The 16416-nt window shown below is 63.5% G+C and carries 19 protein-coding genes; 13 read left to right on the top strand and 6 right to left on the bottom strand.

Going from position 1 to position 16416, the window contains the following annotated elements; genetic code table 11:
- Window position 1: 1 nt before the first annotated feature.
- Together Q0602_RS24350 and Q0602_RS24345 are read left to right on the top strand one after the other, a co-directional pair.
- The gene (locus Q0602_RS24350; protein ID WP_298848773.1) at window positions 2-1678 is read left to right on the top strand and encodes an ABC transporter substrate-binding protein; all 1677 of its coding nucleotides are present in this window, start codon (window positions 2-4) and stop codon (window positions 1676-1678) included.
- A 173-nt stretch (window positions 1679-1851) separates the two neighbouring features.
- Complete coding sequence (locus Q0602_RS24345; protein ID WP_295040977.1) at window positions 1852-2685, top strand: HDOD domain-containing protein; 834 nt, start codon at window positions 1852-1854, stop codon at window positions 2683-2685.
- 45 nt (window positions 2686-2730) lie between these two features.
- Here Q0602_RS24345 and Q0602_RS24340 read toward each other — a convergent pair whose 3' ends face one another.
- The 5 genes from Q0602_RS24340 to rutR all read right to left on the bottom strand — a co-directional run bounded on the left by Q0602_RS24340 (window position 2731) and on the right by rutR (window position 6746).
- Window positions 2731-3195 (bottom strand): GAF domain-containing protein, encoded by a 465-nt coding sequence (locus Q0602_RS24340; RefSeq protein WP_298848749.1) that lies wholly within the window; start codon window positions 3193-3195, stop codon window positions 2731-2733.
- A gap of 120 nt (window positions 3196-3315) precedes the next feature.
- Window positions 3316-4113 carry a MetQ/NlpA family ABC transporter substrate-binding protein gene (locus Q0602_RS24335; RefSeq protein ID WP_298848748.1) on the bottom strand — a complete coding sequence of 266 codons (798 nt, stop codon included), beginning with the start codon at window positions 4111-4113 and terminating at the stop codon, window positions 3316-3318.
- Between the two features lie 129 nt (window positions 4114-4242).
- Window positions 4243-4896: a methionine ABC transporter permease gene (locus Q0602_RS24330; protein ID WP_295040982.1), complete on the bottom strand. Its 654-nt coding sequence runs from the start codon at window positions 4894-4896 to the stop codon at window positions 4243-4245.
- Window positions 4877-5920 carry a methionine ABC transporter ATP-binding protein gene (locus Q0602_RS24325; RefSeq protein WP_298848747.1) on the bottom strand — a complete coding sequence of 348 codons (1044 nt, stop codon included), beginning with the start codon at window positions 5918-5920 and terminating at the stop codon, window positions 4877-4879. The genes Q0602_RS24330 and Q0602_RS24325 overlap by 20 nt, the downstream gene beginning before the upstream one ends.
- 166 nt (window positions 5921-6086) lie before the next feature.
- Window positions 6087-6746, bottom strand: coding sequence for an HTH-type transcriptional regulator RutR (gene rutR / locus Q0602_RS24320; protein WP_298848746.1), 660 nt, complete (start codon window positions 6744-6746; stop codon window positions 6087-6089).
- Window positions 6747-7074: 328 nt separating this feature from the next.
- Between rutR and Q0602_RS24315 the strand changes: the two genes are divergently transcribed.
- From Q0602_RS24315 to Q0602_RS24265, 11 genes are all read left to right on the top strand, one after another.
- On the top strand, window positions 7075-7683 hold the full coding sequence (locus Q0602_RS24315) for a riboflavin synthase subunit alpha (RefSeq protein WP_298848745.1): 609 nt from the start codon (window positions 7075-7077) through the stop codon (window positions 7681-7683).
- A 169-nt stretch (window positions 7684-7852) separates the two neighbouring features.
- Window positions 7853-8404 (top strand): adenine phosphoribosyltransferase, encoded by a 552-nt coding sequence (locus Q0602_RS24310; RefSeq protein ID WP_149435670.1) that lies wholly within the window; start codon window positions 7853-7855, stop codon window positions 8402-8404.
- Window positions 8405-8478: 74 nt separating this feature from the next.
- Window positions 8479-8967 carry a xanthine phosphoribosyltransferase gene (gene gpt, locus Q0602_RS24305; RefSeq protein ID WP_149435671.1) on the top strand — a complete coding sequence of 163 codons (489 nt, stop codon included), beginning with the start codon at window positions 8479-8481 and terminating at the stop codon, window positions 8965-8967.
- An 18-nt stretch (window positions 8968-8985) separates the two neighbouring features.
- Window positions 8986-9675, top strand: a complete 690-nt coding sequence (ung, locus tag Q0602_RS24300) for a uracil-DNA glycosylase (protein ID WP_298848744.1) — start codon at window positions 8986-8988, stop codon at window positions 9673-9675.
- 56 nt (window positions 9676-9731) lie between these two features.
- Window positions 9732-10361, top strand: coding sequence for a uracil phosphoribosyltransferase (gene upp / locus Q0602_RS24295; protein ID WP_298848743.1), 630 nt, complete (start codon window positions 9732-9734; stop codon window positions 10359-10361).
- On the top strand, window positions 10358-10978 hold the full coding sequence (gene mobA / locus Q0602_RS24290) for a molybdenum cofactor guanylyltransferase MobA (RefSeq protein WP_298848742.1): 621 nt from the start codon (window positions 10358-10360) through the stop codon (window positions 10976-10978). Before upp ends, mobA begins: the two co-directional genes overlap by 4 nt.
- Window positions 10971-11549, top strand: coding sequence for a molybdopterin-guanine dinucleotide biosynthesis protein B (mobB, locus tag Q0602_RS24285; protein ID WP_298848740.1), 579 nt, complete (start codon window positions 10971-10973; stop codon window positions 11547-11549). Before mobA ends, mobB begins: the two co-directional genes overlap by 8 nt.
- Before the next feature lie 131 nt (window positions 11550-11680).
- A complete protein-coding gene (gene moaC / locus Q0602_RS24280; protein WP_298848738.1) occupies window positions 11681-12463 on the top strand; it encodes a cyclic pyranopterin monophosphate synthase MoaC in 783 nt (260 codons plus the stop codon).
- 16 nt (window positions 12464-12479) lie between these two features.
- A complete protein-coding gene (moaE, locus tag Q0602_RS24275; protein ID WP_295040244.1) occupies window positions 12480-12941 on the top strand; it encodes a molybdopterin synthase catalytic subunit MoaE in 462 nt (153 codons plus the stop codon).
- On the top strand, window positions 12938-13927 hold the full coding sequence (gene moaA, locus Q0602_RS24270) for a GTP 3',8-cyclase MoaA (protein ID WP_298848736.1): 990 nt from the start codon (window positions 12938-12940) through the stop codon (window positions 13925-13927). The genes moaE and moaA overlap by 4 nt, the downstream gene beginning before the upstream one ends.
- A gap of 159 nt (window positions 13928-14086) precedes the next feature.
- Complete coding sequence (locus Q0602_RS24265) at window positions 14087-14377, top strand: H-NS family nucleoid-associated regulatory protein (RefSeq protein WP_110599309.1); 291 nt, start codon at window positions 14087-14089, stop codon at window positions 14375-14377.
- 230 nt (window positions 14378-14607) lie between these two features.
- On the opposite strand, the gene Q0602_RS24260 is transcribed toward Q0602_RS24265, so the two are convergent.
- Window positions 14608-16290, bottom strand: a complete 1683-nt coding sequence (locus Q0602_RS24260) for a ribonuclease J (RefSeq protein ID WP_298848733.1) — start codon at window positions 16288-16290, stop codon at window positions 14608-14610.
- Window positions 16291-16416 lie beyond the last annotated feature (126 nt).

Here is a 16416-nt window from a genome sequence, read left to right as displayed (position 1 = left end):
GATGGCCGTTTCGGGAACCGCGATCGCCGACCAGTATCAGGACGCCGCCAAACGCTGGCTGGGTGACGAGTTCAAGACGTCGACGCTCACGCCCGAGCAGCAGATGGCCGAGATGCAGTGGTACATCGACGCCGCCAAACCGTTCCGTGGCATGCAGATCAACGTCGTGTCGGAGACGCTCACCACCCACAAGTACGAGTCCGAGGTGCTGGCCCGCGCCTTCAGCGAGATCACCGGCATCCAGTTGAAGCACGACCTGATCCAGGAAGGGGACGTGATCGAGAAGCTGCAGACCCAGATGCAGTCCGGTCGCAACATCTACGACGCCTACGTCAACGATTCCGACCTGATCGGTACCCATTTCCGCTACGGCAAGGTGGTGCCGCTTTCCGACATGATCGAAGGCGACGGGGCCGAAGTGACTTCGCCGACGCTGGATCTGGATGATTTCATCGGGCTCTCGTTCACCACCGGGCCGGACGGCAAGGTCTATCAACTGCCCGACCAGCAGTTCGCCAATCTCTACTGGTTCCGCGCCGACTGGTTCGACGACCCTGATCTCAAGGCGCGCTTCAAGGAAAAGTACGGCTACGAACTGGGCGTACCGGTGAACTGGTCGGCCTACCAGGACATCGCCGACTTCTTCACCAATGACGTCCACGACATCGACGGCCAGCGTGTCTATGGCCACATGGACTACGGCAAGAAGGATCCCTCGCTGGGATGGCGCTTCACCGACGCCTGGTTCTCGATGGCCGGGGCCGGCGACAAGGGCATCCCCAACGGCCTGCCGGTGGACGAGTGGGGGATTCGGGTCGAGGATTGTCGGCCGGTGGGCTCGAACGTCACCCGAGGTGGTGCCACCAACGGTCCGGCCGCGGTGTTCGCCACCCAGAAGTACATCGACTGGCTGCACGCCTACGCGCCGCCGGAAGCCCAGGGCATGACGTTCTCGGAAGCGGGACCGGTGCCGGCGCAGGGCAACGTCGCCCAGCAGATCTTCTGGTACACGGCTTTTACCGCCGATATGACCCAGCCGGGCCTGCCGGTGGTCAACGAGGATGGCACGCCCAAGTGGCGGATGGCGCCGTCGCCGGTGGGGCCGTATTGGGAGGACGGCATGAAGAAGGGCTATCAGGACGTGGGGGCCTGGACCTTCATGAAATCGACGCCCGAGAAGAACCGTCTCGCGGCCTGGCTCTATGCCCAGTTCGTGACCTCGAAAACGGTCTCGCTGCAGAAGACGCTGGTGGGGCTGACACCGATCCGGGAGTCCGACATCCAGTCCCAGGCGATGACCGATGCCGCACCGAAGCTGGGTGGCCTGGTCGAGTTCTACCGCAGCCCGGCGCGACTGCAGTGGTCGCCGACCGGCACCAACGTGCCGGACTATCCCAAGCTGGCGCAGCTGTGGTGGCAGTATATTTCCCAGGCCGTCAGCGGCGAGACCAGCGCGCAGCAGGCCCTGGATGGGTTGGCGGACGCCCAGGATCGCATGATGGAGCGTCTGGAGCGGGCCAATGTCCAGCCGAACTGCGGGCCAAAGCTGAACGAACCCCGCGATGCGCAGTATTGGCTGGATCAGCCCGGCGCGCCCAAGCCCAAGCTCGACAACGAGAAGCCGCAGGGCAAGACCGTCCCCTACGCCGAGATGGTGAAATCCTGGCAGGAGAGTTAAGGATAGGGGCCGTACTCGATATAAGTGATTGCTGTCGCCTGGGCGGCGACCTTCCCGCCGGTTCTCCGGCGGGATTTTTTTGTCCCACCGACCCGTAACGGCCTATTCTGCACCTCGCTCTCACGACTTTTGCCCGGGCGATAGATAACATGGGGGGATAGCAGGAGTAGACCATGCCATTCAACTCGCTTTTCGAACACATTCACCAGTTACCCAGCGTTCCCGCTGTCGTCACCGAGCTGATTGCCAGCCTGGACAACGACAGAATCAGTGTTCACCGTGTTTCCGCCACCATTCACAAAGATCCCAACCTGAGCCTGAAGCTGCTTCGTTCGGCCAACTCCGTGCGATACGGCGTAGGGCGCAACGTGGCGACGATCGACGACGCCCTGCTGCTGCTGGGATTCGATCGCGTGCGCACGCTCGTCATCGCCTCGGGCATGGTCGGCATGCTCAAGGACGTCCCCGGGCTCGATCGCAAGGCGTTCTGGCGTGAATCGTTCATGGTCGCCAATCTCAGCCGCACGATTGTCCGTCACAGTCAGTTGGGCGATCTGGCACCGGAGACCGCGTTCACCTGCGGCATCCTGCATCACGTGGGATCGGCGTTGATGCACATCGCCGATCCGGAAACCATGCGACGAATCGATGCGCTGGTGGCCCAAGGTGCCCCTCGCGCCGAGCTGGAAGCCAACCAGTTCGGCTACACGTTCAGCGAGGTGGGTGCCGAGCTGGGCCGTCGCTGGCGGTTCCCGGAGACCATCTGCAACGCGCTGACCTACCAGGACAAGCCGCTGGATGCCGTGCCTTTCTCGCCCTACGCCGCTGCCGTGCACCTGGCGATCGGGCTCTACCACAATATCGCCAGCGGGCGCCGGGAGGAGCACGCCCTGGGCGAGATGCCGCGGGAGGTTCGTCGGCCGCTGGCGTTGGATCTGCTGGCGCTCTATGAAGATATCCTGCAACTGGTGCGCTCGGACGACGAACTGGGTGTCTTCCTGGATTGAGGCCGGGCTTCCGTGCCTCAATCCAGGGGGATGGGGTACTCGCCTTCAGGCGGGCGGCGGCAGGTCGCTGGCGTCGCTGAACACGCGACACAGGCGTTCGATACCGGCCTGGTCCGCGTGGCTGAAGCGCGCAGGCACCGGGCTGTCGATATCCAGCACCCCCCAGACCTTTTCACCCAGGAGAATCGGCACCACCAGTTCGGAACGGGAGGCGGCATCGCAGGCGATATGGTCCGGAACGGCGTGGACATCGTCGACTCGCTGGGTCTGGCGCGAGCGTGCCGCGGCACCGCAGACGCCTTTCGAGAACGGGATCGGGTTGCAGGCGGGCAGGCCCTGGAAGGGGCCCAGAATCAGCGTCTCGGGCTGGCGCTGGAGGTAGAAGCCGACCCAGTTCAGGTCGTCGAGGGCCTGCATCAGGAAGGCGCTGGTCTGGGCTGCGTTGGTCAGCCAGTCGCGCGTGTCCAGAAGCGCTGTCAGTTGACGCTCGAGGAGATCGTAATCGGTCATCGTGGATGTCCTTCGGGGGTGGAACGGGCAGGGGCAGGGCGGAAACGAAAACCAGCGCCGAGGCGCTGGTTTCGTGATGATCATGATGTCTGGCTCGTCACATTGGTGACGCCGCCGTGATCATTTCCAGCCGGCAACGGCGCCCCCCTGGAACAGCTCCTGGGCCTTGTCGGCGACCGCGTCGGACTGGTAGGCCTTGACCAGCTCCTGAATCTCCTTGCGGTCCTGGTCGCCGCCCCGCACGACGATCAGATTGACATAGGGGGAGTCCGGGCCTTCCTTGATCAGCGCATCGTCCAGGGTCAAGCCGGCGGGCTGGGTGAAGGTGCTGTTGATGAAGGCCATATCGACGTCCTGCAGCACGCGCGGCATCTGGGCGGCCTCGATCTCCTTGAACGAGTAGTCGTGCGGGTTCTCGGTGATGTCGATCGGCGTCGCTTCCAGATTCTCGGCATCGTCGAGCGTGATCAGCCCGTGCTTGTCGAGCAGGATCAGCGACCGCCCTTCGTTGGTCGGGTCGTTGGGCACGGCGATCGTCGCGCCGTCCGGCAGCTCGTCGATGCTGTCGTACTTGGCGGAGTAGGCGCCGATCGGATAGACGAACGTCTTGCCGGCGATGGCGAAGTCGTAGCCGCGGTCGTTGACCATCGACTGCATGTAGGGTTCGTGCTGATAGGCGTTGGCGTCCAGGCTGCCGTCGGCGAGCGCGGCATTGGGCGTCACGTAGTCGGTGAACTCGACGATCTCGACATCGAGGCCGTACTTCTCCTTGGCGACCTGCTTGGCCACCTGCATCACATCGGTCTCGGGGCCGGCCATGGTACCGACCTTGATGGTGTCGGCGGCTTGCGCGGCGCTTGCGACCAGCCCAAGGCTCAGTGCGGCGGCGCTCAGCGTACGTGTCAGTGAAATCGGCATTTGGCGACATTCTCCCTGATGATGAGACGTTCGGGCATGGATTCGAATGCCCGGTGACCGCTGAAATATAACGGAATAACGGCGATCACGGTAATTCATTCTGGTTATGAGTCTAGTGAGGCTCGACGATCACTTGTGATCGCTTTTGCGCACCAGATAGTCCCCCAGGCTCTGGAACAGCTGCACCATGACCACCAGCACCACCACGGTGATCAGCATCACGGTGGGGTTGAAGCGGTTGTAGCCGTAGCGGATACCCAGGTCACCGAGCCCGCCGCCGCCCACGGCGCCGGCCATGGCGGAGTAGCTGACCAGGGCGACGATGGTGATCGTCAGGCCGTTGATGATGCCGCCACGCGCCTCCGGCAGCAGCACCTTCATGATGATCTGCATCGGCGTCGCGCCCATCGATTGGGCGGCTTCGACCAGGCCGGGCGAGACCTCGTTGAGCGCACCCTCGACCAGCCGGGCGACGAACGGGATGGCGGCGATGGTCAGCGGCACGGCGGCGGCGTTGGTGCCGATGGAGCTGCCGACGATCAGGCGGGTGAAGGGAATGATCGCCACCAGCAGGATGATGAACGGTACCGAGCGGCCGACGTTGGTGACGACACCGAGCACCGTGTTGACCACCGGCTGCGCCAGGATCTGGCGCGGCCGCGTCACGTAGAGCAGCACCCCGAGCGGGACGCCGGCCAGCGCCGACAGAATGCCGGCGACGGCAACCATGTAAAGTGTCTCCAGCGTGGACTGCCAGACGAGATCAATCAGTGCGCTGGACATGGCCCAGTACCTCCACATGCAGATCAAAGGATTCGAGTGTCGCCAGGGCTTCGCGGGTCTGCGTGTCGCTGCCCATCAGCTCGGCGATCATCAGGCCCAGCGTACGTCCCTGAATGGATTCGACCTTGGCCTGCAGGATGCTGACGTCGATGCCGTGCTCCCGTGCCAGTCGCGAGATCAGCGGCGTGGCGACGCTGTCGCCCGAGAACGTCAGCCTCACCACCGGGTGGGTATTCGGTCCGGCCTCCGGCTCGAGACGCTCGATCAGGGCCTGGGGCGCTTCCAGCTTGAGGAAGTCGTTCAGGAACTCCCGTCCCAGCTGCGTGCCGGGCGCGGTGAAGAAGTCGCCCACGTCCGCGTCCTCGACCAGACGTCCGTCGGAGATCAGCCCCACGCGATGGCAGATGGTCTTCACTACCTCCATCTCGTGGGTGATCAACAGGATGGTCAACCCAAGCTGTCGATTGATCTCCTGCAGCAGCGACAGGATCGATGCCGTCGTCTGCGGATCGAGCGCCGAGGTCGCTTCGTCGCACAGCAGCACCTTGGGCCGGCTGGCCAGGGCGCGGGCGATGGCCACGCGCTGTTTCTGGCCGCCCGAGAGTTGTGCCGGATACTGCTTCGTCTTGTCCGCCAGCCCCGTCATCTCCAGCAGCGGCAGCACGCGCTCGCGGATGGTCTGGCGCGACTGGCCCATCAGCTCCAGCGGCAGTGCCACATTGTCGTAGACGGTGCGGTTGGTGAGCAGATTGAAGTGTTGAAAAATCATGCCGCACTGATGCCGTGCCTGACGCAGGGCGGCGGCGTCCATGGCGGTGAGTTCCTGCCCGTCGATGACGACGCGGCCGGCGGTGGGCCGCTCGAGCAGGTTGACGCAGCGGATCAGCGTCGACTTGCCGGCGCCCGAGAGGCCGATGACGCCGTGAATCGTGCCCTTGGGTACCTGCAGGTCGATCTCTTTCAGCGCCTGCACGGCCCCGGGCCCGCTGCCGTAGGTTTTGGAAACGTTGTCCAGTGTGATCATTGGGCGTGTCGAAAGCGTCTGTCTGGGTGTCGGGAGGGAGCGGGGCGGCGTGGCGTGAAGTCAGCGCATCATCGGCTACGGCCCCGCGTCGATGAGCGCGATAGTATACGGATCTCGCGGAGTCCGGGCGACCGCTGCGGTGCGTTTGCGCCGGCAGCGCCGCGAGTCAGGCGTCGCCGTTCGTCCGCGGTAGCAAACCGCCCAGCACGATGCGTTGAATATTGTCGACCGTGGCTTCGAAGAAATCGGGGTCGGCTAGCGTCCTGCCGGAAATCGCCTCGATCTGGACGGCGAAGTCGGCGTAGTGCTGGGTGGTTCCCCACAGCAGGTATATCAGGTGATGCGGATCGACCGGCAGCAGACTGCCGTCAGCGATCCAGCCCTCGATGACCTTCGATTTCTCCTCGACCAGCGCGCGCAAGTGGTGTCGCAGCGCTTCCTTCAGCAGTGGTGCACCCTGGATCATCTCCAGGCAGAAGAGGCGCGACGCCTGCACGTGATCCCTCGACAGCTCGACCTTGAAACGAATGTAGTGACCGATCGCGGCTTCCGGGGGCTGATCGGCGTCGATGGCGCGCATCGGCTCCAGCCAGGTCTCCAGGATCTGCTGAAGGACCGAAACGTAGAGCTTCTCCTTGGAGGGGAAGTAGTAGAGCAGGTTGGTCTTGGAGACCCCGGCCTGGTCGGCGATGGCATCCAGGCTGGCGCCGCGTAGGCCGAACCGGGAAAACAGCGTCAGCGCGGCATCGCGAATACGTTGCTTGCGGGCTTCGCTGGCGGCGGCACGGCCAGGGGAGGCGGCGGTGGCTGGCGTGATTGACGTCATGAGCCTCCTGGCTGGCGGGTATCTGAATGGCTTGGCGGTTCTCCACCCCTGGCGTCGAACCACGGCCATGACAGGTCGATAACATTCGCTGGCACTTTACCACGTCGATTCCGGCCTGGCGCTATCGAGGCCGACCGGCGGCCGGATAATCGTCGCCGCCGGGGGAAGGCCGTCGCCGCCGGTCGAAGATGTGGGGACGAGATCCGGCAGGCGCGTTCCGCTGCGGCCGATTCATGCCCGGTGAGGCCGGCATGCTAGAATTCCCGATCTCTGCCGCCGAGGGCGTCTGCCTTCGTTGGTTCGTCATCCGTTGAGGCCAGGAGGGGGCATGTTTACCGGGATCGTGCAGGATGTGGGGACCGTAGTGGCCATCGAGGCGCGTGAGCAGCTGCACACGCATGTGGTATCGATGTCGCCGGCGATGCGCGAGGGTCTGACGCTGGGCGCGTCGGTGTCACACAACGGTTGCTGTCTGACGGTGACGGCGATCGAGGGCGAGAACGTCAGTTTCGACCTGATGCGCGAGACGCTGCGCTTGACCAACCTGGGTGACCTCGTCGCCGGAGATCGGGTCAACCTCGAGCGCGCGGCGCGCTTCGGCGACGAGATCGGCGGCCATTCCATGTCCGGCCACGTCATGGCGATGGCCAGACTGGTGGAGATCGACGAGGCGCCTAACAATCGCCGACTGTGGTTCGAACTGTCGCCGGACCTGGCGCGATTCGTGTTCGACAAGGGGTACATCGGGATCGATGGCATCAGCCTGACAGTGGGCGCCGTGGAGCCGGAGCGCTTCTGCGTCAACCTGATCCCGGAGACGCTGGCGAGGACCACGATCGGAGAGCGCTCGCTGGGGGATCGGGTCAATGTCGAGATCGATCCCCAGACCCAGGCGATCGTCGAGACCGTGGAGCGGGTACTGGCCGGCCGCGCCTGAGCGACCGGTTCGGCGCTGGCGGCACGCTCGGGCACCGACGATGCAGGCGTTCCCGAGCAGGTCGCACCGTGGCGCCGGCTTGGGTAACATGGACGCCTTTGCGCCAGGATTTATCGTTCCGCGATGGTCATCCCCGGGCGCGCCGTGTTCGGTCAATGGAGTTTCTTCGATGAGCAGCAGCATCTACGGCGACTATATCAAGTCGGTCATTCGCACCGTACCCGACTGGCCCCAGCCCGGCGTCAATTTTCGTGACATCACGCCGCTGCTCCAGAACAGCGCCGCCTTCCGCAAGCTGATCGACAGTTTCGTGCACCGCTACCAGGAGCTCGAGGTCGATGCCATCGCGGCGATCGATGCACGAGGATTCATCGTCGGCGCGCCGCTGGCCTATGAACTGGGCTGCAGCTTCGTGCCGGTGCGCAAGAAGGGCAAGCTGCCATTCCGCACCATCAGCGAAACCTACACCCTCGAGTACGGCGAATCGACGGTGGAGCTGCATGCCGATGCCTTTCGCGAGCAGGACCGGATCGTGCTGATCGACGACATCATTGCCACCGGCGGCACCATGCTGGCGGCCGCATCGCTGATTCAGCGCAGCGGCGGGCATGTCGTCGAGACCGCGACCATCCTCGACCTGCCGGAGCTGGGGGGCTCGACCAAGATTCGCGAAGCGGGCTACAGCGTCTTCGCGGTCTGCAGCTTCACCGAGGACGAATAGGCCCCTCGTCATCCAACGCGAGCCACGATGCCGTCATCGATCGATGGCGGCCCGACCCATTGCCTGGACCCGCCATGACCGCCAATCGTTACCAGCATCATTTCACCGTTTCCTGGGATCAGATTCATCGCGACGTCAGGGCGCTCTGCCATCGACTCGTCGAGCGCGACTTCGTGGGGATCGTCGCGATCACTCGCGGCGGCCTGATTCCGGCGGCGTTGATCGCCCGCGAACTCAACATCCGCCTGATCGATACCGTCTGCATCAAGAGCTACGACGAGCAGTCGCAGGGGAAGCTGGACGTGATGAAGGGCGTCGACCACGATGGCGACGGCTGGCTGCTGGTCGATGACCTGGTCGATACCGGCAAGACGGCCCGTGCCGTGCGCGACATGCTGCCCAAGTCCCATTTCGTCACCGTCTACGCCAAACCCGAAGGACGACCGCTGGTCGATCAGTATCTGACCGAGGTGGCACAGGATTGCTGGATCCAGTTCCCGTGGGATCTGGGGCACGCCTACGTCGAGCCGCTGGTCGATCAGGTTCGTCCACCCAAATCCTGACCGCTGCGGAGCGAATCCATGGCCCAGTCGCCCTTACCCGACAGCTGGAACGCCTATCTCGGCGATGAATTTCGTGCCCCCTACATGCAGGCGCTGCGTCAATTTCTCGCCCAGGAAAAGGCGGCCCACAAGGTCATCTATCCCCACTCGTCCCACTGGTTTCGCGCCTTCGAACTGACGCTGCTGGAGCGTGTCAAGGTGGTGATCCTGGGACAGGATCCCTATCACGGGCCCCACCAGGCCCACGGGCTCTGTTTCTCGGTACGCCCCGGGGTACCGACACCGCCATCGCTGCAGAACATCTACAAGGAGCTGGCCAGCGACGTCGGTACCGCGCCGGTCAATCACGGCTTTCTCGAAAGCTGGGCCCGACAGGGCGTGATGCTGCTGAACAGCGTGTTGACCGTGGAGCAGGGCAATGCCGGTTCCCACCGCAATCGCGGCTGGGAGACCTTCACCGATCGTGCCATCCAGGTGATCAACGAGCATTGCGACGGTGTCGTCTTCCTGCTGTGGGGCAGTTACGCCCAGAAGAAGGCGAGCTTCGTCGATCGCGGCAAGCACCTGGTGCTGCACGCGCCGCACCCGTCGCCGCTGTCGGCGCATCGCGGCTTCTTCGGCACTCGCCACTTTTCCCAGGCCAACGATTTTCTCCAGTCGCGGGGCCTGGAGCCGATCGATTGGCAGTTGCCTGCCAGCGTCGCCTGACCCCTGGCAGGTCGCGTACAATATCGGTGTTTCCCATTTTGACGAAGGCGTCGATCATGAGTGTGCACCCCATCTCCCATCCCCTGGTCAAACACAAGCTCGGACTGATGCGTGCGGCGGACATCAGTACCAAGAGCTTCCGTGAACTGGCCTGCGAGGTGGCCAAGTTGCTGACCTACGAGGCGACAAAGAACCTGGAGATGGAGCCGGCGACGATCGAGGGCTGGAACGGCTCCCCGATCGAGGTCGAACAGATCAAGGGCAAGAAGGTCACCATCGTGCCGATCCTGCGTGCCGGCCTGGGAATGCTGGACGGCGTCACCGACCTGATCCCCAGTGCGCGGATCAGTGTCGTGGGTCTCTACCGGAACGAGGGGACGCTGGAGCCGGTGCCCTATTTCGAGAAGTTCGTCAGTGCCCTGGACGAGCGCCTGGCGATCGTGATCGATCCCATGCTGGCCACGGGCGGATCGATGGTGACGACGTTGGACATGCTCAAGGCGCGGGGCTGCCAGCAGATCAAGGTCATCGTGCTGGTGGCGGCGCCGGAGGGCATCGAGCGGGTCCAGAAGGCGTATCCCGAGATCGAGATATACACCGCGTCTGTCGACGAACGACTCGACGAGAATGGCTATATCGTTCCGGGACTGGGCGACGCCGGCGACAAGATCTTCGGTACCCGGTGATCGAGCGAACCGACGTCACGGGGGTGCTGCTGGCCGGCGGCCGCGGACAGCGCATGGGCGGTGTCGACAAGGGGTGGGTAGAGTTCGACGGCCTGCCGCTGGTCACACAGGTGCTGCAGCGTCTGTCGCCGCAGGTGGGTCGCGTCGTGATCAGCGCCAATCGCCATCTCGGGCGCTATCGTCGGCTGGGTCACGCCGTCGTCACGGATTCGCTGCCCGACTATCCGGGGCCGCTGGCCGGCGTACTGGGCGCCCTGCGGGAAGTTTCCACGCCGTGGATACTACTGGCGCCGGTGGACATGCCCTGGCTTCCCGTCGATACCTTGAGCCGGCTCTCGGGTGCGATCGGCGAGGCGGATATCGCGGTCGCCCACGATGGCAGGCGACTGCAGCCTCTGGTGGCGCTGATACGCAGCTCCCTGGGCGCGGATCTGTCGCAATGGCTGGCGGCGGGCGGCGGCCGGGTCGTCAGCTGGTACGATCGCCACCGCTGGATTCAGGTCGATTTCCCCGCCCAGGAAGCGCAGTTCGCCAACCTCAATACCCCCGGCGAGGTCGAGCTGGCGGGGCGCGCCCAGGGTGGCCACGCCAGCTCGCCGGGTAGTTGCCATGAGTGACACCATCGACATGCCCGCCTGCGACGTTCCTCTGCTGGGAATCGCCGCCTGGAGCGGAACCGGCAAGACGACGCTACTGGAGACCCTGTTGCCCCTGCTTCGGGCGCGGGGTTGGCCGGCAGCCGTCATCAAGCACGCGCATCACGACTTCGATATCGACAAGCCCGGCAAGGACAGTCATCGCCTGCGCGAGGCGGGAGCGACACCCATGGTGGTGGCCTCCGGCCGGCGTTTCGCGCTCATGATGGAAACGCCCGGGCAGCAGGAGCCTGACCTGCCCGCGCTGGTGGCGCAGGTCGCCAGCTTGAAGCCGAGGTTGATTCTGGTCGAGGGGTTCAAGCGCTGGCCGATTCCGAAGCTGGAACTTTATCGCAGCGATTCCGACCAAGCGTGGGCGGCGGAACAGGATCCCTGGGTGCAGGCCGTGGCCTACAAGCCAGACGAGGTGCCCCCCGGAACGCTCGCCCGCCTGCCGACGGGGCTCCCCCGTCTGAACCTGGACGATCCGGGGGAGATCCTGACCTGGGTCGTCGACTGGGCCGCTGCCTGGCAGCCCAGGGCGCAACGCTGAACGACCGGCGTCGTCATCGCCGGGATCGTTGCATCGCCGGCATCCGGTGGCGGATGCGCGGCAGGCACCGGCGCGACGATCAAGCTACACTTGATGTTTGATCCAACGATGGAAAACGAGGCGAGTTCAGCATGACTCTCACGCATCTCAATGCGCGTGGCGAAGCCCACATGGTCGATGTCGCCGACAAGCAGGAGACGCGGCGTGAAGCCCGGGCCCGTGGCTCGGTTCACATGCAGGCTTCGACGCTGGCGCTGCTGGCCGATGGCGATCTGCCCAAGGGCGACGTACTGGCCACGGCCAGGATCGCCGGCATTCAGGCGGCGAAGCGGACCCACGAATTGATTCCGCTTTGCCACGCATTGGCCCTGTCCAAAGTCAGCCTCGAGTTCACCCTGGACGCTGCGGAAAACTGCGTTCACGTCGAGGCGTTCTGCCGTCTCAATGGTCGTACCGGGGTCGAGATGGAGGCATTGACGGCGGTTTCCGTGGCCTGCCTGACGCTCTACGACATGTGCAAGGCGGTCGACAGGGGCATGATCATCGACGGGGTTCGCCTCGAGCAGAAGAGCGGCGGCCGCTCGGGAGACTGGTCGCGGCAGGCCGCACTCGACTCCCCGCCGGCCTCTTCCGGGGAGGGCGGGGCCGCGGCGCCGACCAAGACGTTGAGAGTGCAGTTCCTGGCAGAGCTCAGGGAGCGCCTCGGGACCGGTGAATACCATCTGGAGTGGGAAAGACTCCCTTCGCCCGATATCGCGGGCGTCAAGTTGGCGCTGATCGAGCGGGACCCCAAGTTCAAGGCGCTCCTGGACCAGCGCGTCCTTTGCGCATGCAACGAAGCCATGAGTCAGGACGGAGCCGCCATTTCACCGGGGGACGAGATCGCTTTCTTTCCGCCGGTCACCGGCGGTTGAGCGTACAGAGTCCACCATGAAAATTGCGATTAGCGTACAGAAGGCGACCTTCGACACGGAAGCGGAGCAGCGTCGTTTGACAGCGGGGCGTCTGGATGTCGGTGCCGTCGTCAGTTTCACGGGCCGGGTAAGAGATGCCAACGAGAGGCCGGATGTCACGGCTCTGACGCTGGAACACTTTCCCGGCATGACGGAAAAGTCGCTCCATGAAATCGCGCTCGAAGCCGGTGAGCGTTGGACGCTGCAGGCCGTCACCATCATTCATCGCGTTGGCCGTCTCGAGCCTGGAGATGCCATCGTGCTGGTCATGACGGCCAGCCCGCATCGCCGTGCCGCATTCGAGGCGTGCGATTTCATCATGGATTACCTGAAAACGCGGGCTCCTTTCTGGAAAAAAGAGCATACCGACAGCGGCTCTTACTGGGTGTCCGAGCGGCCGAGCGATCGCGAGGCCGCCAAACGCTGGGAGCTTTCATGACCGATTTGATCGACAAGTTTTCACGCCACGTCCGTTATGTACGGATCTCGGTAACGGATCGGTGCGATTTTCGCTGTGTCTACTGCATGAGCGAAGAGATGACGTTCCTGCCCCGGGACCAGGTCCTGTCGCTGGAGGAGCTCTACCAGGTCGCGCGCGCCTTTACCGAGCTCGGCGTGGAGAAGATCCGGTTGACCGGTGGCGAGCCGCTGGTGCGAAGAGGTATCGGTGATCTGGTGACCAATATCGGCACCTTGCCGGGGTTGAAGGATTTCGCCATGACGACCAATGGCGCCGGACTGCGTCGTCATGCCCAGGCTCTTTACAGCGGCGGTATGACCCGCCTCAATATCAGTCTGGATTCCCTCGACCCCGAGAGGTTCAAGCGGTTGACGCGAACCGGGGATCTGGAGCGGGTGATCGATGGGATTCACGCGGCCCAGGACGCTGGCTTCGAGCGAATCAAGCTGAATGCGGTCATACTTCGCGGCCGCAACGACGATGAAGTGCTCGATCTGGTAGAGTTCGCCCGCGACGAGAAGCTGGATATCAGCTTTATCGAGGAGATGCCGCTGGGCGACGTGTCTGACCACTCCCGGGGAGAAACCTTCTATTCGAGCGATGAGGTCCAGACACGAATCGAGTCCCGTTACCCCCTCATGCCGTCACCCGAGAGCACATTGGGTCCCTCGCGATATTTCCGCATGCCCGATAGTGATTGTCGGGTCGGCTTCATCTCGCCCCATAGCCATAACTTCTGCAGTACCTGCAATCGGGTTCGTGTCACGGTTGAAGGCCGGCTGCTACTGTGTCTGGGGAACGAGCATTCCGTGGATCTACGCGAAACCCTGCGGCGCTATCCCGGTCAACTGGAGCCGCTCAAGGAGCAGATTATAGCGGCCATGGATTTGAAGCCGGAACGTCATCACTTTTCGACGGATGGCGATGTACAAGTCGTTCGCTTCATGAATATGACGGGCGGTTAAAACCCATTCTCGTCAAACCTCGAGCCACTTGTGGGAGTAAAGGCACGCGAATAAGGCGTGCCTTTTTGATTTAATTTCTTGCCAAGAAGGGTGGTAAGAATATACTTTCATCAAAACAACCGGTGTAATGCCGTATTGGAATCCAGCAAGGAGAGGACGATGTCCACCGAGTCATTGGAACGCATCGCTCGCAATAAGAATGTGGCTCGCGCCGCCGCCCGTCAGTTGAGCATGGAACAACTGCACAAACTGTCGGAAGTCATCGGGGAAGTGATCGAGCAAAAGCAGCAGGAAGATCACGAGCGCCAGAAAGAGGAAGCCGACAAGCAGAAGAAGTTGGCCGAGATTCGAGAGGCGATGAACAACGCTGGATTGTCGATGGATGATTTGGTCGGCGAACAGCCGCGCAAGCGTCGCGGTCGGCCGCCCAAGAACGCCAGCAAGAACTGAGGATATGCCACGGGCCCGGGGTGGCATGATGTAGAGACATTCCCGAGCAGGTATTCCCGGAAAAGCGCGTCCTGCCACTCGGCAGACGCGCTTTTCTGGTTTCTGTCTCTGACAGTTGATGCCCATCGAAGCCCATCGAAGCCCATCGAAGCCCATCGAAGAGAGTCATGGCCAGGGAAGAATCGATCATGCCAGGCGCGTGGACGACTCTCTCCCCGATCTCTTTTGCGCTAGGGGGCTGTGCGCACTTCGTACTCCGGCTGCGGATCGGCGGGCATCAGTTGCAGATGGATCTCCAGCGATGTGGGCAGGTGTTCGTGAAGCCACTCGCGTAGTGGCCCGAAGAGTTGCTGGCGGAGCTGGAGTAACGTCTCCGCCGTGATGGCGTCTATCCGCTCGTCCAGCCAGTCGGCCAGCGCGTCTTCATCCAGTGGAAGCGATATCTCGCTGTCCCACAACATCTGCCCGATGCGGGTCCAGCCGGTCTCGGTCGGCAAGACATTCAGCGCGATCGACAGCGACTTGGCGTGCCGGCGGGCCGACACCGGGTGCGAGCGCTCTCCGGGGCGCATCCTGGAAGCGATGAGCTGAGGCCTGAGATGGTGCGTGCTGCTGTGCGCCAGGGTCTCCGCATCCAGAGACAGCACGACACCATTCTTGACCAGTTGGGGAACGCGGATGCCCATGGCAGACGCCAAGTCACGGTGCGCTTGCTGATGGGAAGCCTCCCCATGGACCGGCAACAGCATCTTCGGTCGTAACCACCGGTAGAGTTGGCGCAGCTCTTCGCGGGCCGGGTGCCCCGAGGCGTGAAGCGCGGGATCGGTATGCTCGTCGTGGACATTGACGCCGAGACGCTTGAAACCGGCCTTGAGGCGTGCAATGGGACGTTCGTTACCCGGGATGGCGCGAGCCGAGAAGATGACATCGTCGTCAGCCAGCAGGTCGAGAGCGGGGTGCCGTCCCTGCGACATGCGAGACAGGGCCGAGCGGGGCTCTCCCTGGCTTCCGGTCGCGATGACAAGGACCTCTTCGGGATAGAGATACCCCAGGTCATGCGCCGGGACCCGGGGCGGAAAATCGTCGAGGTAGCCCAGTTGGGTGGCGATCGACACCATCCGTTCCATCGAGCGTCCCAGCAGCGCCACGCGGCGGTTGGTGCGTTCGGCGATCGCCCCCAGCGCCTTGATACGCGCGATATTGCTGGCGAAACAGCTGACCACGACGCGCCCCCGGCATGCCCGGATGACCGATTCCAGGGCCTCGGCGGCTTCCGTCTCGCTGCGGGAATGTCCTTCCACGTCGGCATTGGTCGAGTCGGCCACGACGAGGTCCACCGGCGCCAGCGCCTGGAACTGGGCGGCGGAGAAGGGCGCGCCGATGAGAGGGTGCTCATCCAGTTTCCAGTCGCCGGTATGCAGCACCTTGTAGCGCGGCGTGATGATGGAGAGAGCGCAACTTTCCGGTATCGAGTGAGTCACCGGCAGGAATGTCACCTCGAAAGGGCCGGTGGTCACTCGGTTGCCGGGCTGAATGGTCTGCAGGGCGTCGACCCTCAGGCCCTGTTCGGCGAACTTGGCCCGCAGCATCTCGATCGCCAGGGGCGTGGCGTAGACCGGGCAGTTCCAACGAGGCCATATCCAGGCCAGGGCACCGAGATGGTCCTCATGGCCATGGGTGATGAAGACCGCGGAGGGGACCATGGCGTTCGCTGACAAATGTTCGACATCGGGAATCTGGAGGGGCTGATCCGGCAGGTCCTGGCGAATCGTCATGCCGCAATCCACGGCGATCCAGTGACCCTCATGGCCGTAGAGCGACAGATTCATGCCGATTTCACCGCATCCTCCCAGTGGATGGAACAGCAGCGGGGGATAAGTACGAGGGCGGATCTGTGCGCGCGGACGGAACATCGGCATCCTTGTAGGAGGAAATCTCGTTCCACTATAAGTCATGCGTCTCGGCGCGCTCAAACGGGCGGCGACGCTGGTCGACGCTCGCGAGTGGGGTACAATGCGCAATCCATCGAGGCGCAGCGT

The organism is uncultured Salinicola sp., from assembly GCF_937921195.1.
GTDB lineage: Bacteria > Pseudomonadota > Gammaproteobacteria > Pseudomonadales > Halomonadaceae > Salinicola.
The sequence above is the reverse complement of the archived record's forward strand: the minus strand, read 5'-3'. Positions and strand labels throughout refer to the sequence as shown.

Bases quoted from the DNA above. Each gene is read 5' to 3' on its own strand.
- Q0602_RS24350 (WP_298848773.1), top strand. From the start codon at position 2: ATGGCCGTTTCGGGAACCGCGATCGCCGACCAGTATCAGGACGCCGCC.
- Q0602_RS24345 (WP_295040977.1), top strand. From the start codon at position 1,852: ATGCCATTCAACTCGCTTTTCGAACACATTCACCAGTTACCCAGCGTT.
- Q0602_RS24340 (WP_298848749.1), bottom strand. From the start codon at position 3,195: ATGACCGATTACGATCTCCTCGAGCGTCAACTGACAGCGCTTCTGGAC.
- Q0602_RS24335 (WP_298848748.1), bottom strand. From the start codon at position 4,113: ATGCCGATTTCACTGACACGTACGCTGAGCGCCGCCGCACTGAGCCTT.
- Q0602_RS24330 (WP_295040982.1), bottom strand. From the start codon at position 4,896: ATGTCCAGCGCACTGATTGATCTCGTCTGGCAGTCCACGCTGGAGACA.
- Q0602_RS24325 (WP_298848747.1), bottom strand. From the start codon at position 5,920: ATGATCACACTGGACAACGTTTCCAAAACCTACGGCAGCGGGCCCGGG.
- rutR (WP_298848746.1), bottom strand. From the start codon at position 6,746: ATGACGTCAATCACGCCAGCCACCGCCGCCTCCCCTGGCCGTGCCGCC.
- Q0602_RS24315 (WP_298848745.1), top strand. From the start codon at position 7,075: ATGTTTACCGGGATCGTGCAGGATGTGGGGACCGTAGTGGCCATCGAG.
- Q0602_RS24310 (WP_149435670.1), top strand. From the start codon at position 7,853: ATGAGCAGCAGCATCTACGGCGACTATATCAAGTCGGTCATTCGCACC.
- gpt (WP_149435671.1), top strand. From the start codon at position 8,479: ATGACCGCCAATCGTTACCAGCATCATTTCACCGTTTCCTGGGATCAG.
- ung (WP_298848744.1), top strand. From the start codon at position 8,986: ATGGCCCAGTCGCCCTTACCCGACAGCTGGAACGCCTATCTCGGCGAT.
- upp (WP_298848743.1), top strand. From the start codon at position 9,732: ATGAGTGTGCACCCCATCTCCCATCCCCTGGTCAAACACAAGCTCGGA.
- mobB (WP_298848740.1), top strand. From the start codon at position 10,971: ATGAGTGACACCATCGACATGCCCGCCTGCGACGTTCCTCTGCTGGGA.
- moaC (WP_298848738.1), top strand. From the start codon at position 11,681: ATGACTCTCACGCATCTCAATGCGCGTGGCGAAGCCCACATGGTCGAT.
- moaE (WP_295040244.1), top strand. From the start codon at position 12,480: ATGAAAATTGCGATTAGCGTACAGAAGGCGACCTTCGACACGGAAGCG.
- moaA (WP_298848736.1), top strand. From the start codon at position 12,938: ATGACCGATTTGATCGACAAGTTTTCACGCCACGTCCGTTATGTACGG.
- Q0602_RS24265 (WP_110599309.1), top strand. From the start codon at position 14,087: ATGTCCACCGAGTCATTGGAACGCATCGCTCGCAATAAGAATGTGGCT.
- Q0602_RS24260 (WP_298848733.1), bottom strand. From the start codon at position 16,290: ATGTTCCGTCCGCGCGCACAGATCCGCCCTCGTACTTATCCCCCGCTG.